The 22,133-nt window shown below is 70.9% G+C and carries 17 protein-coding genes; 7 read left to right on the forward strand and 10 right to left on the reverse strand.

Features of this window, described 5'->3' with window-relative positions:
* Nucleotides 1–143: 143 nt before the first annotated feature.
* The 6 genes from J2853_RS07115 (at nucleotide 144) to J2853_RS07140 (ending at nucleotide 7,531) form a co-directional block, all read left to right on the forward strand.
* On the forward strand, nucleotides 144–1,016 hold the full coding sequence (locus tag J2853_RS07115) for an NAD-dependent epimerase/dehydratase family protein (RefSeq protein ID WP_307556170.1): 873 nt from the start codon (nucleotides 144–146) through the stop codon (nucleotides 1,014–1,016).
* Complete coding sequence (locus J2853_RS07120) at nucleotides 1,013–2,278, forward strand: enolase C-terminal domain-like protein (RefSeq protein ID WP_307556171.1); 1,266 nt, start codon at nucleotides 1,013–1,015, stop codon at nucleotides 2,276–2,278. The genes J2853_RS07115 and J2853_RS07120 overlap by 4 nt, the downstream gene beginning before the upstream one ends.
* A 53-nt stretch (nucleotides 2,279–2,331) precedes the next feature.
* Nucleotides 2,332–4,065, forward strand: a complete 1,734-nt coding sequence (locus tag J2853_RS07125) for a substrate-binding domain-containing protein (RefSeq protein ID WP_307556172.1) — start codon at nucleotides 2,332–2,334, stop codon at nucleotides 4,063–4,065.
* 291 nt (nucleotides 4,066–4,356) lie between these two features.
* Nucleotides 4,357–5,745, forward strand: a complete 1,389-nt coding sequence (locus tag J2853_RS07130) for an ABC transporter substrate-binding protein (protein WP_307556173.1) — start codon at nucleotides 4,357–4,359, stop codon at nucleotides 5,743–5,745.
* Complete coding sequence (locus tag J2853_RS07135) at nucleotides 5,742–6,710, forward strand: carbohydrate ABC transporter permease (protein WP_307556174.1); 969 nt, start codon at nucleotides 5,742–5,744, stop codon at nucleotides 6,708–6,710. Before J2853_RS07130 ends, J2853_RS07135 begins: the two co-directional genes overlap by 4 nt.
* Complete coding sequence (locus J2853_RS07140; protein WP_307556175.1) at nucleotides 6,707–7,531, forward strand: carbohydrate ABC transporter permease; 825 nt, start codon at nucleotides 6,707–6,709, stop codon at nucleotides 7,529–7,531. The genes J2853_RS07135 and J2853_RS07140 overlap by 4 nt, the downstream gene beginning before the upstream one ends.
* Here J2853_RS07140 and J2853_RS07145 read toward each other — a convergent pair.
* The 4 genes from J2853_RS07145 to J2853_RS07160 all read right to left on the reverse strand — a co-directional run bounded on the left by J2853_RS07145 (nucleotide 7,521) and on the right by J2853_RS07160 (nucleotide 12,679).
* Entirely contained in the window at nucleotides 7,521–8,858 is a 1,338-nt protein-coding gene (locus J2853_RS07145; RefSeq protein ID WP_307556176.1) for an ROK family transcriptional regulator, read from the reverse strand. The two genes, J2853_RS07140 and J2853_RS07145, sit on opposite strands and share 11 nt — an antisense overlap.
* Nucleotides 8,859–9,090: 232 nt before the next feature.
* Entirely contained in the window at nucleotides 9,091–10,875 is a 1,785-nt protein-coding gene (locus J2853_RS07150) for an acetyl/propionyl/methylcrotonyl-CoA carboxylase subunit alpha (RefSeq protein WP_307556177.1), read from the reverse strand.
* The gene (locus J2853_RS07155) at nucleotides 10,872–11,117 is read right to left on the reverse strand and encodes an acyl-CoA carboxylase epsilon subunit (RefSeq protein ID WP_307556178.1); all 246 of its coding nucleotides are present in this window, start codon (nucleotides 11,115–11,117) and stop codon (nucleotides 10,872–10,874) included. Before J2853_RS07155 ends, J2853_RS07150 begins: the two co-directional genes overlap by 4 nt.
* Nucleotides 11,114–12,679 (reverse strand): acyl-CoA carboxylase subunit beta, encoded by a 1,566-nt coding sequence (locus J2853_RS07160; RefSeq protein ID WP_307556179.1) that lies wholly within the window; start codon nucleotides 12,677–12,679, stop codon nucleotides 11,114–11,116. Before J2853_RS07160 ends, J2853_RS07155 begins: the two co-directional genes overlap by 4 nt.
* A 118-nt stretch (nucleotides 12,680–12,797) precedes the next feature.
* On the opposite strand from J2853_RS07160, the gene J2853_RS07165 reads away from it, so the two are divergent.
* A complete protein-coding gene (locus tag J2853_RS07165; RefSeq protein WP_307556180.1) occupies nucleotides 12,798–13,484 on the forward strand; it encodes a TetR family transcriptional regulator in 687 nt (228 codons plus the stop codon).
* Nucleotides 13,485–13,617: 133 nt separating this feature from the next.
* Here J2853_RS07165 and J2853_RS07170 read toward each other — a convergent pair whose 3' ends face one another.
* The 6 genes from J2853_RS07170 to J2853_RS07195 all read right to left on the reverse strand — a co-directional run bounded on the left by J2853_RS07170 (nucleotide 13,618) and on the right by J2853_RS07195 (nucleotide 22,096).
* Complete coding sequence (locus J2853_RS07170) at nucleotides 13,618–14,496, reverse strand: alpha/beta fold hydrolase (RefSeq protein ID WP_307556181.1); 879 nt, start codon at nucleotides 14,494–14,496, stop codon at nucleotides 13,618–13,620.
* Nucleotides 14,497–15,141: 645 nt separating this feature from the next.
* Nucleotides 15,142–17,091, reverse strand: a complete 1,950-nt coding sequence (locus tag J2853_RS07175) for a discoidin domain-containing protein (protein WP_307556182.1) — start codon at nucleotides 17,089–17,091, stop codon at nucleotides 15,142–15,144.
* 62 nt (nucleotides 17,092–17,153) lie between these two features.
* On the reverse strand, nucleotides 17,154–18,146 hold the full coding sequence (locus tag J2853_RS07180; protein ID WP_307556183.1) for a substrate-binding domain-containing protein: 993 nt from the start codon (nucleotides 18,144–18,146) through the stop codon (nucleotides 17,154–17,156).
* 61 nt (nucleotides 18,147–18,207) lie between these two features.
* Nucleotides 18,208–19,203, reverse strand: coding sequence for an ABC transporter permease (locus tag J2853_RS07185; protein WP_307556184.1), 996 nt, complete (start codon nucleotides 19,201–19,203; stop codon nucleotides 18,208–18,210).
* A complete protein-coding gene (locus J2853_RS07190) occupies nucleotides 19,200–20,687 on the reverse strand; it encodes a sugar ABC transporter ATP-binding protein (RefSeq protein ID WP_307556185.1) in 1,488 nt (495 codons plus the stop codon). The genes J2853_RS07185 and J2853_RS07190 overlap by 4 nt, the downstream gene beginning before the upstream one ends.
* On the reverse strand, nucleotides 20,684–22,096 hold the full coding sequence (locus tag J2853_RS07195) for an aldehyde dehydrogenase family protein (protein ID WP_307556186.1): 1,413 nt from the start codon (nucleotides 22,094–22,096) through the stop codon (nucleotides 20,684–20,686). Before J2853_RS07195 ends, J2853_RS07190 begins: the two co-directional genes overlap by 4 nt.
* Nucleotides 22,097–22,133 lie beyond the last annotated feature (37 nt).

Genomic DNA, 22,133 nt, shown 5'->3' on the forward strand with positions numbered 1-22,133 from the left:
TCCGCGACGGTTTTATAGTGAGTGAAGTCAAGTCATCGTTGACAACAAGCCGTGGGGAAGGCAAGCTGCTCGCGCATGTACAAATCGTTTTGCGATCGTGCTGGCCGAGCCGTACCGTCTCCTCCTGTCGGTGGTGTGAATACATGAGCGATGTCCCCCGCCGCGTTCTGGTGACCGGGGCGGCGGGCAGGTTGGGGCGCACGACGCTCGACCTGCTCGCGCGCCTGGGTGTGCCCGCGACCGCGCTCGACCTCCATGATCCGGGCGGGCTGGCGGCCGACCGGGTGGTCACGGGGAACGCGGGAGACTCCGCGACGGTGCGCGACGCGCTCGACGGGGTGGACGCGGTCATCCACCTCGCCGCGATCCCCGCCCCCGTCCTGGGCACGCCGGAGGAGGTCTTCTGCGGCAACACCCGCGCGACCTTCGTGGTGCTGGAGGAGGCGGGCCAGGCGGGAGTGCGCCGGGCGGCCATCGCCAGCAGCTTCTCGGTGCTCGGCCTGCCCTGGGCGGGGCGCCCGTTGCATCCGGCCTACGTGCCCGTCGACGAGGCGCTGCCGCTGCAGATCGAGGACCCCTACGGATTGTCGAAGCAGGCCGACGAGGCGACGGGGGCGATGATGGCACGCCGCCACGGCATGGCCGTCGTCGCGCTGCGCTTCCCCCTGCTCGGCGGGCCCGGCGACAAGTTCGACAAGACCGCCGCCCGATACGCCGACGACCCCGGGTCGGGCGCCAAGGAGCTGTGGAGCTATCTCGACAGCCGCGACGCGGCCATGGCCTGCTGGAGATCCGTCGCCCTGCCGATCGAGGGCTATCACGCGATCTTCGTGACAGCCAGGGACACGCTGGCCCCGCAGCCCACCGAGGAACTCCTCGACCGGTTCCATCCGGGAGTCGAGAGACGGGCCCCGGTGCCGGGCAGAGCGGTGCCGATCGACCTCGGCGAGGCGGATCGGCTGCTCGGCCTCACCATCGAACACCCTCACCCCGCCGATGCCGTGGAGCCGATGTGAGCGTTCTTCCCCTCCCCGAGACCCAGGCCCCCTGGCCCGCCAGGGACGCCCTGCGCATCACCGCGGTCCGGCCGATCGTCACCGCCCCCGAGGGGGTGCCCCTGGTGGTCGTCCGGGTCGACACCAGCGAGCCCGGCCTGTACGGCCTGGGCTGCGCGACCTTCACCCAGCGCTTCCACGCCGTGGCGGCCGCGGTGGAGCAGCACGTCGGTCCCCTGCTGATCGGCCGCCATCCGGCCGACATCGAGGACATCACCCGGATGGTGCACTTCTCCTCCTACTGGCGGGGCGGTCCGGTCCTGAACAGCGCCCTGTCCGGGGTGGACCAGGCACTGTGGGACATCGCGGGCAAGCGAGCCGGAATGCCCGTCTACGAGCTCCTCGGCGGGCGCGTGCGGGCGGCGGCCGACACCTACCTGCACGCGGGCGCGGCGACGGTCGAGGAGACGATCGAGGAGGCCCAGGCGATCCTGGCCTCGGGATACCGGAACGTGCGCCTCCAGGTGGGCGCGCCGGGGCTCGGGCACTACGGCTCGCCGGGCTCGCCGGGCGGCTATCCCGGCTCGCCGTACCCCGACGGCTGGGACGTGCAGCGCTACCTGCGCGACACCCCCGGGCTCTTCGAGCGGGCCCGCCGGGAGCTGGGCGAGGAGCCGGGGCTGATGCACGACGTGCACTCGCGGCTCACGGTCAAACAGGCGATCGTCCTGGCCAGGGCGCTGGAGCCGTACCGGCTCGTCTTCCTGGAGGACCCGATCGCGCCGGAGTTCTACGACCGGCTGCCCGAGGTGCGCGAGGGCTCCCCGGTGCCCATCGCGGCGGGGGAGCAGCTCAGCTCCGTCACCGACGCGGTCAGGCTGGTCCGCGACGGCGGCGTCGACCTGCTCCGCCTGCACGTGTCCTCGGTGGGCGGGCTCACCCCCGCCCGCAAACTGGTCGCGCTGTGCGAACTGACCGGCGTGGGTACGGCCTGGCATTCCCCGGCGGACGTCTCGCCGGTGGGCGCCGCCGCCAACGTGGCGCTGGACGTGACCACCGCCGCCTTCCAGATCCAGGAGGGCCACCTGTACGCCGAGGCCGTCCACGAGGTCTTCCCCGGCACGATCAGCCCGGTGAACGGCTACCTGTACCCGAACCAGGAGCCCGGCTGGGGGATCGATCTGGACGAGGACCTGGCGGCGAAGTATCCGCCGACGGCCCATCTCCACGAGCGCTGGGCGGCACGCGTGCGCCGTCCCGACGGCGGCATCGAGGCGCCCTGAGACCCATGAAACATTCAGTGAGTATAAGGAGTGTGTCGATGTAAGATCGACCCATGGCCTCGTCACCCTCTTCGGAGCGGTCTCCCGCACGACGGGAACGGAAGAAGGCGGAGACGCGGCGGGCCATCGCCCACGCCGCGCGACGCCTGTTCGCCGAGCGCGGTTTCGAGGTCGTGACGGTCGCCGAGATCGCGGCGCTGGCCGACGTCTCCTCCAAGACCGTCTTCAACCACTTCCCCGCCAAGGAGCAGCTCCACTTCGAGTACGACCCGCTCATGTGGAGGACCCCGGCGCAGGCCGTCCGGGAGCGGCTGGAGGGGGAGTCCGTCATGGACGCGGTCCGCCGCCTTCTGCCCCGCCCTCCGGCCTCACCGGACGGAAGCGTCGAGGCGGTCGCCGCCCACGCGCGGACCTATCGCGACAGCCCCGCGCTGCGCGCCTACGCGCGTGAGATGTTCGCCGGGCACGAGCGTGCGCTGCGTGAGGAGATCGAGGCCGAGGCGGGGTCCGAGCCGGGCGTCATGGCGGCCATTCTCCTGGCGCCCGTCCGTGAGGTGTGGGAGTCCACCCTGCTCCGGATCGCCCAGGGCGCGCTTCCCGGTGAGGCCGCGGAACGGGGGAGGCAGGAGCTCGACGCGGCGTTCGACCTGCTGGCGCGGGGGTTGCCGGGTTCCTCGCGCGCCGACCTCACGCCGTCAGGAGCGGGCGTGACGGGTGCCGGGACGCGGGAGGACGGCGGGCCTGACGCGGGACCGCCGGCCCGCGCGCGGTCGCGGGGACCGGTCCGGGGCGACCGTCCGAGCATCACGAGGGTCGCGCAGCTCGCGGGGGTGAGCGCGACGACGGTGTCGCACGCGCTGAACGGGCGGCGCCCGGTGGCCGACGAGACGCGAAGACGCGTGCTGGAGGCGATCGAGCGGCTCGGCTACCGGCCCAACGCCCTCGCCCGGGGCCTGCGCACGAGCAGGAGCCAGACGATCGGGCTGGTCATTCCGGACATCACCAACCCCTTCTACCCGGCGCTGGCCCGTGGGCTCCAGGACGTGCTCGGGCCGGCGGGCTACGACCAGATCATCAGCAACACCGACGGCGAGCGGCGGCTGGAGCAGGCCGCCATAGAGCAGATGATCGCCCGTCAGGTGGACGGCCTGGCCTTCGCGGTGTTCCACACCCATCCGGAAGACCTGCTGCCCGCCATCGAGGCGGGCATCTCGGTGGTGCGCCTCGGCGGACGCCTGGCCCAGGACGGGGTCGACGTGGTCCACAGCGACGACGAGGGCGGTTCCGCCGAGGCGACGCGCTACCTGCTGGAACGCGGCTACCGCAGGGTCGGTTTCGTCTGCGGCCCGCACGCGGAGGGCCCCGCGGCCGAGCGCGTGGCGGGCTACCGCTCCGCGCTGAGGGCCGCAGGGATGGCCGACGATCCGGGCCTCGTGGCGCATACGCACTTCAGCCGGGCGGGAGGGGCCTCGGGCACCGCGCGTCTGCTCGACCTGCCCGAGCCTCCGGACGCGGTGCTGTGCGCCAACGACATCATGGCCATCGGCGCGCTCGACACGGCCGACGCGCGGGGACTGCGCGTTCCCGCGGACCTGGCGGTCATGGGGTTCGACGACATAGAGGCGGCGACCCTGGTCTCGCCCCGGCTGACCACCATGGCCAATCCGGCGCGGGAGATCGGCCAGGCCTGCGCCCGGCGGCTGCTCGACCGGCTGTCCGGCGTGGTCGCGGAGCCGTCCAGCGAGATGGTCATTCCCGCCCGGCTGGTCCGCCGCCAGTCAGCCTGAGCGACTCGTCCTGTCCCATTCCGGCTGACCTTGTCCCTTGACACTCGCTGGGTTACGTGTAGATTTCGGAACCAGTCTTAACGATTTGCATGCAGCGCCACCTTGTGATCTGGATCCCGCCCACGGCACCGGCGAGAGCCTGGATTCACCATCAGTGAACCCTCATCCCCCAAGGAACCCTCATCCCCACGGAAGGAGGATCCCGATGACAACTGGTGCAAAACATCGCAACGCTACGATCATCGCGATTCCGCTGCCCGCCCTCACGACGACGATCCGGGAAGGCGCGAGATGACGGCAGCGCGGAAACGGACCCTGGCCGCCGCCCTGGCACTCGCGGTGGGACTCACCGCGGCCGCCTGCGGCGGGAGCGGAGACGGGGAGGCCGGACAGCAGGCGGCTGGTCAGACGCTGAAGATGTGGACCTTCAAACGCTCCCACGCCGACGCGCTGAACAAGGCCGCCGCGCAGTTCAAGAGCGAGACGGGCATCACCGTCACCATCGAGGCGGTCACCCCCGACGACGTGTTCGTCAGCAAGGTGCAGGCCGCCGCGCAGACGAACGGCCTGCCGGACGTGCTGGAGACGCACTCGGGCGGCGAGGACCTGGAGATGGGCGCGTCGGGACTGCTGAGCGACCTCTCGGCGGACGTGAACGACGCCTGGAAGCAGCGGCTGCTGCCCACCACCCGCGAGGCCGGGGTGATGACGCAGCAACGGATCGACATCGTGGCCAGTGACTCGCCGTTCAAGCAGGTCAAGCCGGGCACGAGGTTCAGCGTTCCGTTCACCGCCGGTGCCTTCGGCATCGTCTACGCCAACAAGGAGAAGCTGAAGGCGGCGGGGCTGAGCACCGACACGCCCCCGAAGACGTGGGAGGAGTTCCTCGACGCGCTGAAGGCCACCACGGCCAAGGAGCCGGAGCGGGGCGGTCTCTCCCTCGGGCTGAAGGTGTCCCAGACCGGGTTCAACTGGATCTACCAGCCGCTGGCCCACTCCTACCTGGGCAAGGAGAGGTTCCAGGCGCTGCTCGCCAAGGGCGCCGCGCAGGGCTTCGGCTCGCCCGACGGCGTCAAGACGCTGGAGCTGTACAGCAGGCTCACGCCGTACTGGATGCCGGGGGCGACGACGCTCGGCATCGACGAGGCCGACATCGCCTTCGCCCAGGGCAAGGCGGCGTTCGGCGTCGGCGGCACCTTCACCCTGGCCTTTCTCGCGCAGAACGGGATGAGCCCGGACAAGGTTCTCACCTTCCCGATCCCGCCGTCGGCCGAGGGGCAGAACAAGGAGATCTCGATGTCTCCGCTGGCGCTGACCTCGCTCGGCATCACCTCGACCACCAAGAACAGGGAAGCCGCGCTCAAGTGGCTGGACTGGGTGACCTCGCCCAAGGGCGCGGGAGTCGTGGCCACGTCGTCGCTCGACCTGCCGGCGACCGACCTGGGCGCCGAGGCCGAGTCGCTGCTCGGCGCCGACCTGGCCGCCCTGCAGAAATATTTCACCGGTGCGCCGGAGAGCGCCTACGACGCCGCCGACGTCAGCTTCTTCCCCTCCGAGTACGACCAGGTCAAGCCGGGCGACCTGATGGTGAGGCTGACCCCGCTGAAGGAGGTCACCCCGGAGCAGGCCGGCACCGAGATGGACAAGGTCATGGGCGCCATGTGGAAGGCCACGCAGTGACCACGCTCACCGTGAAGGATCGCGCGGGGCGGCTCCTGAAGGAGCCGCCCCGCGGCGGGCGTCCCCCTGGGCGTTGGAAGGAGATCCTGACCGGGTGGGCGTTCGTGCTCCCGGCGGTGGCGCTCTTCCTGGTGATGGGGCTCTACACGATCGGCAGCGGCTTCGCGCTGAGCTTCGCCAAGTGGAACGGCTTCACCCCCGAATGGATCTGGGTCGGGCTCCAGAACTACCGCGACCTGCTCTACGCGGATCCGTCGCTCGCCCCTGAACTGCGCCGCGCCGCGTGGAACACCCTGCAGGTCATGATCGCTGTTCCGGCGCTCACCGTGGCGATCGCCCTGCCGCTCGCGGTCGCGCTCAACTCCATCAGGCGGCTGCGCTCCCTGCTGCGCTCGGTGTATTTCCTGCCCTACGTCACCAGCGGGATCGCGGTCTACTACGCCTGGCGCTATGTACTGGAGCCCGACGGCGCGGTCAACCTGCTGCTGCGGGCACTCGGGCTGGGCAGCCTCTCCCAGCCGCAGGGCTTCCTGGGCAACCCGAGCACCGCGCTGCCCACGCTGATCCTGATCCTCGTCTGGTCGAGCGTCCCCATCGCCACCCTGCTCTACCTGAGCGGGCTGCAGGCCATCGACCCCAACATGATCGAGGCCGCGCAGATCGACGGAGCCGCCCCCCGGCACGTGTTGCGCCGCATCATCTGGCCGCTGTTGCGGCCCATCACCGCGGCCATCGTGCTGCTCGGCGTGCGCGACGCCCTGCACGGCTTCCAGATCTTCCTGATCATGACGCGTGGCGGTCCCGGCGGGCACACCGACGTGCTCGGGCTGATGGCCTACCGGCTCTCCTTCTTCAAGGGCCTCGCGCTGACGCTGGGACTGGCCAGCGCGCTGGGCTGGCTGCTCTTCGCCGCGGCCCTGCTGCTCACCCTGGTGAACGCGCGCATGCTGAGGAGGATCCGATGAGCAGATCCCGTGCGGCCAGGATCGCCGCCTACGTGGCGCTGGCCCTCTACGCGGTGATCAGCGTGTATCCGTTCCTGTGGATGGTCTCGGGCGCCTTCAAGAGCAGGACCGAGATCCTCCAGGGCGGGCATCTCATCCCGCGGAGCCCCACGCTGGACACGCTCGTGACCACCTGGAGCCAGCTGCGCTTCGTCGAGTACTTCGGCAACAGCCTCCTCGTCACCGGCTCGACCGTCGTCGGTGTCCTGGTCGTCTACAGCCTGGCCTCCTACGCCTTCGCCGTGCTGAACTTCCCCGGGCGCAAGGTGCTGTTCTGGTTCTTCGTGTCGCTGCTGTTCGTCCCCGGCATCACCGTGCTGCTGCCCGTGGTGATCCTGGAGAAGGAACTGGGCATCCTCGGCACGCATCTCGGGCTGGTGCTGCCGTTCGTCAACGGCACCGCCCCGCTGACCGTCCTGCTGCTGACCAACAGCTACAGCTCGATCCCCCGGGAGCTGCGCGAGGCGGCTCGCGCCGACGGAGCGGGGGAGCCGCGCATCTTCTGGTCGATCTACCTGCCGCTGGTCAGGCCCGCGCACATCACGATCGCCGTGCTGACCGCGGTGCCGACCTGGAACGAGTACGTCCTGACCCGCGTGTCGATCAGTGACCCGTCCCTCTACACGCTGCCGCTCGGCCTGGAGACCCTGCTCTCGAGCGAGGTGCCGCGCTACAACGAGGTGATGGCCGCGTCGCTGATCCTCGTGCTCCCGGTCATCGCGCTCTTCCTCTTCCTGCAGCGCTACTTCGTCAACGGGCTCGTCGGCGCGATCAAGGGCTGATCAGGTCCGGGTCGATCAGGGGCCGGCCCGGACCTGACGGGGAGCCCTGGGGCACGGCGCCCGGTGCCGAGCCGATCGCGACGGGGTCGTCGATGAGCTGGTTGATCACGACGTTCGCGGCGCCCAGGGACGCGGCGCCGAAACCGAGGCCGGAGGCGACGAAGCGGCACCGGGCGGCCGGCCCGGCGACGACCAGGTGCTCCAGCTCCGCCTGGGCGAAGGGGAGGAGCCACTGGGCCAGCGTGGCGAAGTAGCCGCCGACGACGATGACGCGCGGGTTGAAGAGGTTGACCAGGATCGAGCCGCCGAGCCCGAGCCACCGGCCGACCTCCGCCACGGCCTCGATCATCAGCGGATCGCCCTCGGCCAGCCCGCGGGCGATCTCCGCCACCCGCTCCTCGGGGCCGAGCACCGGGACGGCGCCCAGTCCGTAGGCCTGGTCGGGTGTCGCCGTGCGCACCAGCGCCGCGAGCCCGACCTTGGTCTCCCAGCAGCCGTTGCGCCCGCAGCCGCACCGGTGGCCACCGGGGTCGACGGGCAGATGCCCGACCTCGCCGGAGAAGCCGTCGGCGCCGCGCAGCAGGTGGCCGTCGACGATGATGCCGCCGCCGACGCCGACCTCACCGGTCAGGTAGACCATGTCGGGCGTCCCCGCGGCGACGCCCGAGGTGTATTCGGCCAGCGCCGCGAGGTTGGCGTCGTTGTCCACCGTCACGGGCACGCCCAGGTTGCCGAGCGCGATGGACAGCCAGGAGGCGAGGGGCACGTCGCGCCAGCCGAGGTTCGGCGCGAGCGCGACCACGCCGTGGCCGACGTCGACCAGTCCGGGCACGCCCACCCCGACGCCCGCGGGACGGGTGCCGGCCAGGACGAGCTCGTCGACGGCGGCGCGGGCCACCCGGCCGAGCTCGCGCAGCGCCTGGTTGGGGCCGCTGCCCATCGCGTCGAAGCCCACGCGGCGCTCCACCAGGACGCGTCCGCCGAGGTCGGTGCCGTGGACCGCGACGTAGTCCACATTGATCTCCAGGCCGAGGATCCCGACGTGGGCGCCGTCGAGCGCCACCGCCCGCCGGGGACGGCCGACCGCCCCCGCGTGCTCGATGCCGACCTCGCGCACCAGCCTCCGGTCGAGGAGCTCGGCCATCAGATTGGAGACGGTGGCACGATGCAGGCCCGTCGCCTCCGCGATGTCCGCGCGGGAACTGGAGCCGTGGTTGCGCAGGTGCCGCAGGACCAGAGAGAGGTTGGCCCGGCGCAGTGAGGCGTGGCCCGCCGGCTGGACGCCGCCCCTCGTCAGACGGGCGAAGTTCTCCTCCCCCTGCGTCACGCGGTCACCGGCCTTTATTTATCTTGAATAGCAATTAATCGATTTTCTAACACGGGCGGACCGTTCCACACAACCGGGAGCGATAACGACTTCGCACCTGTCACCTGGAGTTCCGGGGCCGATGAGGCGCGGCGGGATTCCGGGCCGACGCGGCCTGCGGGCGGCCGGGCGTTCCCGCCCTCGTCCGGCCGTCCTCATTCGACCGTCCTCGTCCGGCCGTCGCCCGCGGGTCTCAGTCCTTGATCTGGCAGATGGCGGTGCCGGCGGTCACAATGGCCCCGGCCACGGCGGACAGGCCGGTGACGGTTCCCGCCCGGTGGGCGGTGAGCGGCTGCTCCATCTTCATCGCTTCGAGGACCACGACGAGGTCGCCCTCCGCGACCGTCGTGCCGTCCTCGACGGCGACCTTGACGATGGTTCCCTGCATGGGGGAGATCAGCGAGTCGCCGCCCGCCACGGGGGCGGCCCTCCTGCCCCCGGAGCGCCTGGGTCTCGCGGCGGCCGTGCTCGCGGACCCGCCGGCGACGGCCCCGAGCCCGGCGGGCAGCACGACCTCCAGGCGCCTGCCGCCGACCTCGACGGTCACACGCTCACGCTCGGCGGGCTCGGCGCCGCCGGTGGCAGCGTCGGTGGCCCCGTCGTAGGGCGCGATCGTGTTGCCGAACTCGGTCTCGATCCAGCGGGTGTGGACGTCGAAGGAGCGGCCGTCGCCGACGAACGCCGGATCGCCGACCACGGCGCGGTGGAAGGGGATCACCGTGGGCATGCCCTCGACCGTGAACTCCCCCAGAGCCCGGCGTGCCCGCTCCAGCGCCTGCGTGCGGTCGCGACCGGTGACGACGAGTTTGGCGATGAGGGAGTCGAAGGAGGCGGGCACCGTCTCGCCCTGCTCGTAGCCGCCGTCGAGGCGGACGCCGGGGCCGGAGGGGGGCCGCCAGCGAAGGAGCGTGCCCGGGGCGGGCAGGAAGCCGCGGCCGGCGTCCTCGGCGTTGATCCGGAACTCGATCGAGTGGCCGCGCGCCTCGGGGTCGTCGTATCCGAGCCTCTCGCCGGCGGCGATGCGGAACATCTCGCGCACCAGGTCGATGCCGGTCACCTCCTCGGTCACCGGGTGCTCGACCTGCAGCCGGGTGTTGACCTCAAGGAAGGAGATCACGCCGTCCTGGCCCACGAGGAACTCGCACGTGCCCGCGCCCACGTAACCGGCCTCGCGCAGGATGGCCTTGGACGACTCGTGAAGGACGCGGACCTGCTCGGCGGACAGGAACGGCGCCGGAGCCTCCTCGACCAGCTTCTGGTGGCGGCGCTGCAGCGAGCAGTCGCGCGTGGACACCACGACGACGTTGCCATGGGCGTCGGCCAGGCACTGGGTCTCGACATGGCGTGGCCGGTCGAGATAGCGCTCGACGAAGCACTCGCCCCGGCCGAACGCCGTCACCGCCTCCCGCGCCGCCGACTCGTACAGCTCCGGCACCTCCTCAAGGGTGCGCGCCACCTTCAGGCCACGGCCCCCGCCGCCGTAGGCCGCCTTGATCGCGATCGGCAGCCCGTGCTCGCGGGCGAACGCCACGACCTCCTCGGCGCCGGAGACCGGGCCGGGGGTGCCGGCCACCAGCGGAGCGCCGACCTTCTGCGCGATGTGGCGCGCCCGCACCTTGTCGCCGAGCGCGTCGATCGCCTCGGGCGGCGGGCCGATCCAGGTCAGGCCGGCGTCGATCACGGCTCGCGCGAAGTCCGCGTTCTCGGCGAGGAAACCGTATCCGGGATGCACGGCGTCGGCGCCGGACCTGCGGGCCACGTCGAGGATCTTCTCGATGGACAGGTAGGACTCGCCCGGTGTGGCGCCGCCGAGGGCGTGGGCCTCGTCGGCGATCCGGGCGAAGAGCGCGTCGCGGTCGGGGTCGGCGTACACCGCGACGCTGCCGATGCCGGCGTCCTTGCACGCGCGGACGACACGGACGGCGATCTCACCGCGGTTGGCGACGAGCACCTTGCGCGGCGCGTGGGAGTTGCTCACTGAAGTCCTCCAAGCGTTCGCCTCGATTCCCGCCAGCCACCCGGGCCGGGGGACAGGGGCAGGCGTTGCGTGTGCCGGTACGCGGCCCAGCCGCGCGGGTGGGCGGGCGGCGGGGCGGCGGGACGCGTCGTACGGGCGAGGACGGCCGCGACGAGCGCGGCCAGTTCCTCCGGCGACGGGTCGCCCCTGACCACCCGCAGCAGGGCCGGTCCCGTCGTCGCGCCCGTGTCCGTGTCGCTCACAGCGGGATGTTGCCGTGCTTCTTGGGCGGCAGCGCCTCGCGCTTGCCACGCAGCAGCCGCAGCGACCGGATGATCTCGCGGCGGGTCTCACGCGGCGCGATCACCGCGTCGACGTAGCCGCGCTCGGCCGCCTGGTAGGGGTTGGCCAGCGTGTCCTCGTACTCCGCGACCAGCTTGGCGCGCAGCGCCTGCGGGTCGGCGGCCGAGGCCAGCTCCTTGCGGTAGAGGATGTTGACCGCCCCCTGGGCGCCCATGACCGCGATCTGCGCGGTCGGCCAGGCGATGTTGTGATCGGCGCCGAGGTGCTTGGAACCCATGACGTCGTAGGCGCCGCCGTAGGCCTTGCGGGTGATGACGGTGACGAGGGGGACGGTGGCCTCGGCGTAGGCGTACAGGAGCTTGGCGCCGCGGCGGATGATGCCGTTCCACTCCTGCTCGGTGCCGGGCAGGAAACCGGGCACGTCGACGAGGGTGAGCACGGGGATGTTGAAGGCGTCGCAGGTGCGCACGAACCGCGCGGCCTTCTCCGAGGCGTCGATGTCGAGGATGCCGGCCAGCTGCATCGGCTGGTTGGCCACCACGCCTACCGCGTGGCCCTCGACGCGCCCGAAGCCCACGATGATGTTGGGCGCGAACAGCGCCTGCACCTCCAGGAACGCGCCGTCGTCGAGGAGCGACTCGATGACGATGTGCATGTCGTAGGGCTGGTTGGCCGAGTCGGGGATCAGGGTGTCGAGCGCCCGGTCGGTCTCGCTGATCTCCAGGTCGGCCGGGCCGCCGTCGACCGGCGGGTCGTCGAGGTTGTTGTCCGGCAGGTGGGAGAGCAGGGCCCTGACGTAGTCGAGCGCGTCGTCCTCGTCGTGGGCCAGGTAGTGGGCGTTGCCGCTCTTGGTGTTGTGGGTGCGGGCGCCGCCGAGCTCTTCGAAGGTGACGTCCTCGCCGGTGACGGTCTTGATGACCTCGGGGCCGGTGACGAACATGTGCGAGGAGCCGTCGACCATGACCGTGAAGTCGGTGAGGGCGGGGGAGTAGACGTGGCCGCCCGCGCAGGCGCCCATGATCAGTGAGATCTGCGGGATCACGCCGGAGGCGCGCACGTTGCGGCGGAAGATCTCGCCGTACAGGCCGAGTGAGACCACGCCCTCCTGGATGCGCGCCCCCGCCCCCTCGTTGATGCCGATGATGGGGGACCCGGTCTTGAGCGCCAGGTCCATGACCTTGCAGATCTTCTCGCCGTACACCTGGCCCAGGCTGCCGCCGAAGACGGTGAAGTCCTGGGAGAAGACGCACACGTGGCGGCCGTCGATCGTGCCGTGGCCGGTGACGACGCCGTCGCCGTGGGGGCGGTTGTCCTCCAGGCCGAAGGCCGTGCTCCGGTGGCGGGCCAGGGTGTCCAGCTCGACGAACGAGCCTTCGTCCAGCAGTCGTTCGATGCGTTCGCGGGCACTGAGCCTGCCCTTGGCGTGCTGCTTGGCGGCGGCTCGGGCGGAGGCGGCGTGTACGGCCTCGTCGAGGCGTTCCTGGAGATCGGCGAGTTTGCCGGCCGTGCTGTGCTGGCTCATTGACTACCATGCTTCTGTAAGACTCAGTTCCATTCAGAACATACTCAGTATCATGTGGGTGGACAACATCGGGTGCCGGGTCGAGGGCCCGCGAACGCGGATCGGGGAAAACGGAGTGATGCCCATACCGCCCATCGGCCGGCGTCTCGCCGAGGCGGCGATCGCCCTGTTCAACGAGCGCGGCTACGACGAGACCACCGTCGACGACATCGCGGCCCGGGCGGGCGTCAGCCGCAGCACGTTCTTCCGGTACTACCGCTCCAAGGAAGAGGTGATCTTCCCCGATCACGACGCGCTCCTGGCGAAGGTGCAGGCACGGCTGAAGGCGTCCACCGCCGACACCGCCATCGTCGCCATATGCGACGCGGTCCGCATCGTGCTGGCGCAGTACGTGGAGGACGCCGAGGTGTCGCTGCGCAGGTATCGCCTGGTGGGGCAGGTCCCCGCGCTGCGCGACCGCGAGATCGCCGTCGTCGCCCGCTACCAGCGGCTGTTCCGCGAGTACGTCGGTGACTGGCTGGGCGACTCGACCGACGCCGTCCTCCGCGCCGAGCTCATGGCCTCCTCCGTCGTGGCGGCCCACAACCAGGTGCTCCGCGGGTGGCTGCGCGCGGGCGGCGCGTACGACCCCTTCGGTCCCCTGGACCACGCGCTCCAGTACGTCATCGCGACGTTCCGGCACCTGGAGAAGCCGCAGGAGCCGGGCGGCGACGACGATCAGATCGTCGTCGCCGCCTTCCCGCGGTCGGCGTCGCCGGAGGTCGTGATGGAGACCGTCCGGGCATACCTGCGGGCGCGACCGTGAGGCGGTGCGCGAACGGGCCCGCGTGATCGGCCCACAGGGCGGGGCGGCTCAGGTGGTCCGGCCCGCCGCGCTTCCTCCGGATCGGCGGTCCGGTCGCGGGGGAGCGAGGCTCGGCCGGAGCCGTCTGCCGCCATCAGCGTACGGAGCAGATCGCTGATCCGATCACCGCCGTCACCGCGTCCGGGTGCGATATCAGGGTCAGGTGGGAACCGCCGCGGAACTCGGTGACCTTCGAGCGCGCCCGGTTGGCCATGGACCGCCCCGAAGCCGGGGTGATGATCCGGTCGCCGGTGCTGATGAAGGACCAGGAGGGGATCGTCTTCCACGCCGCGGCCTTCGACGGCGTCATGAACGCGCTGGTCGAGGCGGCTCGCTGCGAGGCCCACAGCCGGGAGGCGGTGTCCCGGGGCAGGTCCGAGGCGAACGAGCGGGTGAAGAAGTCCTGCTTGAGGTAGAGGTCCTTCGCTCCCTGAGGCGCTCCCGGGTAGGAAGCCATGTCGTAGAGGGAGGCGGGATCCTTGTTGAGGGCGGAGTCGGAGCCGCTGAGCTGGCCGGTGGTCTCCCCGATGTCGGGCACCGCCGCGTCGACGTACACGAGGGCCTTGACGTTCGGGACGCCCGCGGCGGCGTTCGTGATCACTGACCCCCCGTAGGAGTGTCCGACGAGCACGATCGGGCCGGAAACGGTCTTCAGGAAGTCGGCGACGGTCGCGGCGTCGCCGGTGAGGTTCCGGAGCGGATTGGCTATGGCCCGCGCGACGTAACCCGCTCGTTGCAGAGCCTCCACCTCGCCGTCCCAGCTTGAGGCGTCGGCCCAGGCGCCGTGCACCAGGACGACCGTGGGCTTGGAGCGGCCCGGCGACGGACAGGGCGACGGCTGACCTGTGAGCGCGGATGACGCACGCGCCTGGGCGCCGGTCGCCGACGGCGCCGCCATCGGTGTGGCGATCATCGCGAGTGCCGCCATGGGCGCGAACATCGTGAGCCGTCGCCAGGCGTGTGCAGGTTTCATCGGTCTCTCCTTCGGTCAGACGGGTGATCCCCGGATGGGCCCGGCGGCTCCGGCCCGGCGAGGCCTCGGCCATGCGGGGAAAGGCGGCTCAGGCCTCACCGCGGGCACCGCGCACTCCCTGCCGCGGCCGCTCCCGTTTCGCGGTCCGTCTCCGTGAGTGCCCCTGCCTGCCCCGAATGCGCGTTCACCAGGGTCTGATACCTCGCAAATATGAGCAATTAACCCAAAATGGGATAAAGCGGTGCAGTGAGTAACCGGCGGCCGGTATGTGCCCGGTGTGGTCACGCTTTCCGGGCACACCGCGTGGGCGTTCCCCGATCGCTTCGGCGGCTTTCTGCGATACTCCCCAGATGCCGGACGCCTGGGAATGGGACGAGTCCCTCTTCGCGAGAACGGCTCAGCACTACGAACGGGGAAGGCTGCCCTACGCGCCGGGACTGCGCGCTGCTGGCCGAGGCCGCGCCTCGCGGACGCTTCGCCGAGCACGTGCCGGACACCGAACTCGTGGTCTGGCGGCGGCCGTGAACCCGTGACGCGCCCACGCGGCCCCCGCACCGTCGCGGCCGACGGGTGGTGAACCGGGTCCGGTCCACCACCCGCCGCCGTTTCCCCGGCGGAAAACGTCCGGAAAGCCCGGCCGTCGTCTCAGCTCGAGTAGGCCTCCAGTTCGAAGATCCGCGCGGCGGTGTCGCTGTCACTGGTCGGTGTGAGCACGTTGACGCGCACGTACCGGGCGGTGACGGGGGTGATGGTGTGGGTGGTGACGTCGGCGGTGTTGCCCCGGGCGGACACGACGTTGCTCCAGGTGGTGCCGTTGGTGCTGACCTGGATGTCGAAGTCGCGGGTGTTCCAGCTCGGCTTCTCGCCGCCCGCCCCGGAGTGGCGCACCACGAGGCGTCCCACCTGCGCGTCGGACTGCAGGTCGACCTGGAGCCACTTGCCGGCGCCCAGCGCGCACCACTTGTCGGAGTTGCCGGCCGTCCAGCTGCCGTTGACGGCCTTGGCGGGAGCCTCGGAGGCCGCGCACTGGCTGCCGGCGGTGGCGGGCTTGTTCAGCGCCAGATTGGTTCCGCTCGCCACCTGGGGTGTGTAGAGGCGGATGTCCGTCAGGCTCGCGCTGCCCTCGTAGACGTTGGTGTAGAGGTCGCCGATCACGAAGTAGTCGGGATACTGCGAGCCGGCCGGCCACTGGTTCGGCCAGGACGCGCTGCCGTTCACGTCGTTCTGGACGAGGGTGGCGTTGTAGCGGCCGTCGTACTCGCCGGGCTTGACGTTGTAGTGCCAGATCGGGGCGTTGCCGACGATGAAGGGGCGGTGGAAGCGGAGCGTCTTCTGCCCGACGCGGGCGAAGTTTCCGCTGGCCTCAAGGGTGTAACCGGTGGCGTCACGCTCGATGGCGAAGGTGTAGAACTGATTCGGCATCAGCTCGGGCTGCAGCTCGGCCGCCGACGACAGCTGCTGCTCCGCGACGCCGCCGGAGCAGCTCGTCATGAACCACTGCGAGTTGCCGGCGAGACCGCCGGGCCCGGGGTTCCAGTTGGGCAGGCCGCTGATCCACATGTTGACCGTGTTGAAGTTGCCGTCGCGGTAGTTGTAGTACTGGTTGGTGGTGGAGTTGCAGACCCGCCCGCCGGTGCCGGTGCCGACCCGGTCGGGGTGCTGGGAGAAGGAGTCCATCAGCACCTTGCGGCGGTAGTGCCAGAAGTGGTTGTTACGCGGGGCGGGGTTGGCGAAGTCCACGATCGACATGAAGTGGAAGCCGTTGTAGCCGTAGGGGCCCGACCGCACGTCCTGCCACTCGCAGTAGGGCGCGGCGGCGTTCCCGCTCCAGCCGGGGCTCCTGGAACCCTCACCCCAGGGGTGCTGCGTCTTGCACCCCTGGGTGCCGTAGCCGTTGACCTTGCCGTTGTACTCGATCGAGCCGTTCCGCTTGCCGCCGAAGTCGATGGTCTTGAGCTTGTACTCGACGCGGTACCGGTCGGGAAGCTTGTTCGTCGGCCGGAAGATCGCCCCGCCGGTGTGGTCGGGCACGTTCAGCACCGCCGCGTTCGCGCCGCCCACCGACGCGGTGGTGATCGACGGCGGCGACTCGATGACGCCGTCCTTGTTCCAGTCGCGGGCCGAGAGCGAGGCCGTCAGCCAGCCGCCCTGGCCGACCGGGAACTCCTTGCGGTAGGTGGCGAAGGAGTTGAAGGCGGTGGTCCACGGGGTCCCGTAGTCGTTGCGGTACCACAGCCCGGCATCATCCATGATCGTGTCGAACGGGTTGGCGTAGGTCTCCTTGACCCACGGCGCCGCCGCCCCGGTCAGCGGCGCCGAGAAGTCCTCGGAGTGGACCAGGGTCCAGCCGGGCCGGGTGGGGTCGTCGGCGGCCGCGGCGCCCTTGGCGGACGTCACCGTCGCGGTGAACCCGGCGTCCGCCGCCCCCGCCGTGACGCCGGAGCCCCCGGCGGCTGTGGCGGCTTCGGCGGTCGCCGCGCCCGCCGCGTCCGTAATGGGGGAGGCGGAGGCGGCGAACGAGGCGAGTGCGACGACGGTTGAGGTGATCGTGGCGAGAGTCGCCGTGCGCGCGACTCTTCTGGCATTCCTTTGCATGGATACGCCCTTCACTCGTGTGACGTGAGCTGCCCGCCGTTGGGTGGCCGTCCGCCGGTGGCTCAGAATCCGCCGTCGGGGTCGAGGTACTTGGCCGCGTTCTCCTTGGTGACCTGCGGGGAGGGCACCACGGTGTCCTTCTCGACCGTGGCGCCGCCGAGGATCTCGACCGCGCGGTCCAGTCCCAGGCTGCCGATGTCGTCCGCGTCGTTCAGGCCGGTCACCATGTAGTTGGTGCCGTCGAGGATCGCCTTGAGCGCTTCGGCCTGCCCGTCGACACCGGCGATGATGATCTGCTTCGACTTTCCGGCGTCGGCGATGGCCCTCTGCGCGCCCAGGCACATCGCGTCGTTCTCGCAGAACACGGCGGCGAGGTCGGGGTTGGTCGCCAGCAGGCTCTCCATCACGGTCAGCCCGCCGTCGGAGCCCCAGTTGCCGAAGTCGGGGGCCTCGACGAGCGTGATGCCCTTGGCGGTCGAGAGCACCGACTTCACGCCGTCGGTGCGGGCCAGGCCGATGCTGTTGTCGGCGGGGCCGCCCTTGATGATGCCGACCTTGCCTCCGTCGGGCAGCTTCCCGGCGAGGAACTGGCCGTTCTGCACGCCGATCGCCTTGTTGTCCGGGCCGATCCAGCTGGTGTACTCCCCGGTCTGGAACTTGCGGTCGACGAGGACCACCGGCTTGCCCGCCGCCTTGATCGAGTTGAGCGCCGCGGGCGCGGACTCGAGCGGGCCGCCGGAGATGATGACGGCGTCGACGTTCTTGCTCAGCAGGTCCTCGACGTTGGAGGCGAGCTTGGCGGCGTCGCCGTTCGCGTCGGTGCTGATGATCTCGACGTTGCCCTTCTCCTTGGCCTGGGCGGCGATCGCCTTGTCCATGCCGCTGAAGTAGGGGCCGCCCAGCGTGAAGTTCGCGACGCCGATCGTGTAGGAGCCGTCACCGGAGGCGGTGGCGCCCGTGGTGCCGGCGGGCGCCTCCGCGGCGGACGAGCAGGCGTTCAGACCGGCGGCGAGGGCGCCGGCGGCCAGCAGGATGCCGAACTTCTTCGCGTTCATAGAAGATCTCCCAGGGGGGTGGTGGTGAGGACGGAGGCCGGCGGACGGCTCGGCGGGCGCGTCACGTGCGGGCCCGGTTGGTGCGCTGGACGAGGATGACGGCGATGATGATCAGTCCTTTGAGCACCTGTTGCCAGAAGCTCTGCACGCCGTAGAGGTTGAGCAGGTTGTTGATCAGGACGAGGACGAGCACGCCGCCGAAGGTGGCCTTCACGGATCCGCGCCCGCCCGCCAGGCTCGCCCCGCCGATCACGCACGCGGCGATCGCGTCGAGCTCGAACGCCACCCCGACGCTGGGCTGGGCGATGCCCACCCGGCTCGCGAGGATGACGCCGGCCAGACCGGCGCACGCGCCGCTGATCGCATAGGCGAGAATCACGTGCCTGCGCACGTTGATGCCCGCGAGCCGTACGGTCTCGGCGTTGCCGCCGATCGCGACGATGGAGCGGCCCGCCGGGGTCCGGGTCAGGAAGACCCCGCCCACCAGGAAGACGACCAGCATGATCACCGTGCTCAGCGGGATGGGGCCGATCATCGCCGAGCCGAGCGTGAGGAACGACTCGTCCTCGGGGGCGATGGGCACCTCGGAGTAGACGAACGCCAGACCCCTGACAGTGGTCAGCGCCGCCAGGGTCACCACGAACGGGGCCAGCCCGAACCGGGCGACCAGGGTGCCGTTGATCAGGCCGAACCCGATGCCCGCCGCCAGGCCCGCCGCGATCGCCACCGGCAGCGGGAGACCCGAGACCAGGCCCGCGCTGAGGATGCCGGAGATGGCCACCACCGACCCGACCGAGAGGTCGATGCCGCCGGTGAGGATGACCACGAGCATGCCGAAGGCCAGCAGACCCGTGGTGACCATCTGCTTGAGCAGGTTGGTGAGGTTGGTCTGGGTGAGGAACGTGTCCGAGGTGGTCGCCGCGACCGCGACGAGCAGGACGACGAGCGCGACGAACGCGGCCGGGGCCGTGAGGTCGCGACCGCCGAGCACCAGCCGGGGAAGTCGCCCGGCACCGGAGGCGGCGGCCGGCACGGGCTTGATGAGCTGCCCGGTCATGCGGGGAGTCCAATCGAGTAGGCGAGGATCTCGTCCTCCGTGGTCTGGTCCGAGCGCAGGTCGCCGCTGAGCCGGCCCTGGTTCATCACCAGCACCCGGTCGGTCGCGCCGAGCACCTCGGTGAGATCCGAGGAGATGAGCAGGACGCTGAGCCCTTCGCGTGCGAGCTCGTCGATCATGCGATAGATGTCGACCCTGGTCGCCATGTCCACGCCGCGGGTCGGCTCGTCGAGGATGAGGACGCGCGGGCCGACCAGCAGCCACTTGGCCAGGACGGCCTTCTGCTGGTTGCCGCCGCTGAGGTTGACCACGGCCATCGAGGCGCAGTGCGCGGGCTGGATGTTCAGCCTGTCGATCATCTCGGTGACGTCGCGGCGCCGGCGGGCGGTGTCGATGAACGGGCCCCGCCGGGTCGAGTGCAGCGTGGTGAGCGCGATGTTGTCCCGCACCGTCATGCCGAGCACCAGGCCGCTGCGCTTGCGATCCTCGGTGACGAGCGCGAGCCCGGCCGCGATGGCCTGGGCCGGCGTGCGGAAGTCGCCGCCGCCTCCCGGCAGGCGCACCTCGCCCGCGCCCGCGGGCTCGGCTCCGAAGACGCACCGGGCGAGCTCGCTGCGGCCCGACCCCACCAGGCCGAACAGCCCGACGATCTCCCCGGCGTGCAGCGTGAACGAGATGTCCTCGAACTCGCCCTCGCGGGTGAGCCCGGTCACCGTGAGCCGGGCCTCGCCGCGTTCCGCGCGCCGGTCGGGATAGATCTGTTCGAGCCGGCGGCCCGCCATGAGGCGGATCAGCTCGTCCTCGCCGGTGCGGGCCGGCTCGGTGGTCTCGATCACCCGCCCGTCCTTGATCACGACGATCGAGGTGGCCAGGTCGAGGACCTCGGCGAGCCGGTGGGAGACGTAGATGATCAGGACCCCCTGCTCCTGCAGCCGCCTGATCAGCGCGAACAGCGCGTCGAGGTCGCTTCCGGCCAGCACGGCCGAGGGCTCGTCGAGGATGAGGACGCGCGGGCGGCTCACCAGCGCCTTCGCGATCTCCACCATCTGCTGCCGGGCCACCGAGAGACGGCCCGCGAGGGTGCGCGGGTCGATCGCGCCGAAACCGGCCTCCTCCAGCAGCTCCCCGGCCCGCCTGTGCGCCGCCGGCCAGTCGATGAGACCGGCGCGGCGCGGGAAGTTGCCCATCAGCAGGTTCTCGGTGACCGAGAGCTGGGCCACCAGGGTCAGCTCCTGGTAGACGGTGCGGACGCCCCGGGCGTGGGCGTCGTGCGGCGAGCGCAGGGTGACCCGCTCACCGTCCATCCACATCTCTCCCGCGCTCATGGGCAGCGCGCCGGAGAGAATCTTGATCAGGGTCGACTTGCCCGCCCCGTTCGCGCCGACCACGGCGAGCACCTCGCCGGGACGCCCCGCGAGGTCCACCCCGTGCAGCACCTCGACACCGCCGAAGTCCTTGCGGACGCCGCGCAGCTCAAGGCTCATCCGAACGCCTCCATCACCACGATCGTCTTCTGGCGGGTGAGGTCCAGGACCGTCTCGTGCAGCCCCTCCCGGTATCCGCCGGTGTCCTTGGTGCCGCCGAACGGCAGGTTCTCGGCGCGCAGCGCGGTCGAGCCGTTGATGATCACTCCGCCGACGTCGAGGCGGCGGGCGATGTCGAACGCCCGCGAGACGTCCCGCGTGAAGACCGCCGCCTGCAGGCCGTACGGGGACTCGTTGGCCATCCGCACCGCCTCCAGCGGGTCGGAGAACCGGGCGACCGGGGCCACCGGACCGAAGATCTCCTCGGCGAAGGCCGCGCTGGCGGTGGGGACGTCCACGAGCACGGCGGGGTCGACGAACGCCCCGCGCCGCTCGCCGCCGGCGACCAGCCGGGCGCCGTCCTCGACGAGCCGGCCGATGGCGGCCACGACCTGCTCCGCGGCCTGCTCGGCGATGAGGGGGCCCACGTCGGTGGACTCCCGCAGCTGGTCGCCGACGGTGAGCTTGGCGGTCTGCTCCAGCAGCGACTCGACGAAGGCGGCGTGCACGCCGTCCTGCACGTAGACCCGCTTTACCGCGCAGCAGATCTGCCCGTTGCCCCGGGCGAGGCGGCCGAGCACGACCGCGCGGGCGGCGTCGTCGACGTCGGCGTCGTCGCACACGATGAGCGCGTCGTTCCCGCCGAGTTCCAGAAGGACCTTCTTCAGGGTCTGTGACCCGAGCCGGGCGATCTCGCGTCCCGCCGCGGTGCTTCCGGTGAGGCTCACCGCGGCGATCCCCGGCAGCTCGGCCAGAGCCTGGGACACCGGGAGCCTTCCGGTGACGAGCTGGTGGGCGTGGCGCGGTGAGCCGGCCTGCTCGACGAGCTCCGCGACCCGGACCAGCGCGAGGGGGCAGCGCGAGGGCGGTTGCACGATGACGGCGTTGCCCGCCGCGAGGGCCGCGGCGGCCTTGTGGGCGTACAGCTCGACCGGGTAGTTGAAGGGGACCAGCGCCGCCACGACGCCGAGCGGCTCGCGCATCGTCACCGCGAGATGGCGTTCCAGACCGGGTACGGCGTCGAGCGGGATCTGCCGCCCGAAGAGCCGGGTGGCCTCGCCCGCGTACCCCCGGAAGATGCGGATCGCGGCCGCGACCTCGCCTCGGGTCTGCGGCAGCGGCTTGCCGTTCTCGGCGGCGAGCAGCAGGGCGAGGCTCTCCTGCTCGATCTCGATCAGGTCGGACACGCGCCGTAACAGGTCCGCGCGCTCGTGGGCGGCCAGGGCCGCCATCGCCCGCTGCCCCTCCTGCGCGTCGGCGACGACCTCGGCGACCCGCTCCGCGGTGGCGGCTTCGACCTCTCCGAGCAACTCCCCGGTGCCGGGATTGTGGACGGTGATGATGGAACCAACTGGCGATGTGACGGACATCCGCTCTTCACTCCTTGATGATTCGACTGCTGCGCCG

Source organism: Streptosporangium lutulentum (genome assembly GCF_030811455.1).
In the GTDB taxonomy this organism is placed as follows: Bacteria; Actinomycetota; Actinomycetes; order Streptosporangiales; family Streptosporangiaceae; genus Streptosporangium; species Streptosporangium lutulentum.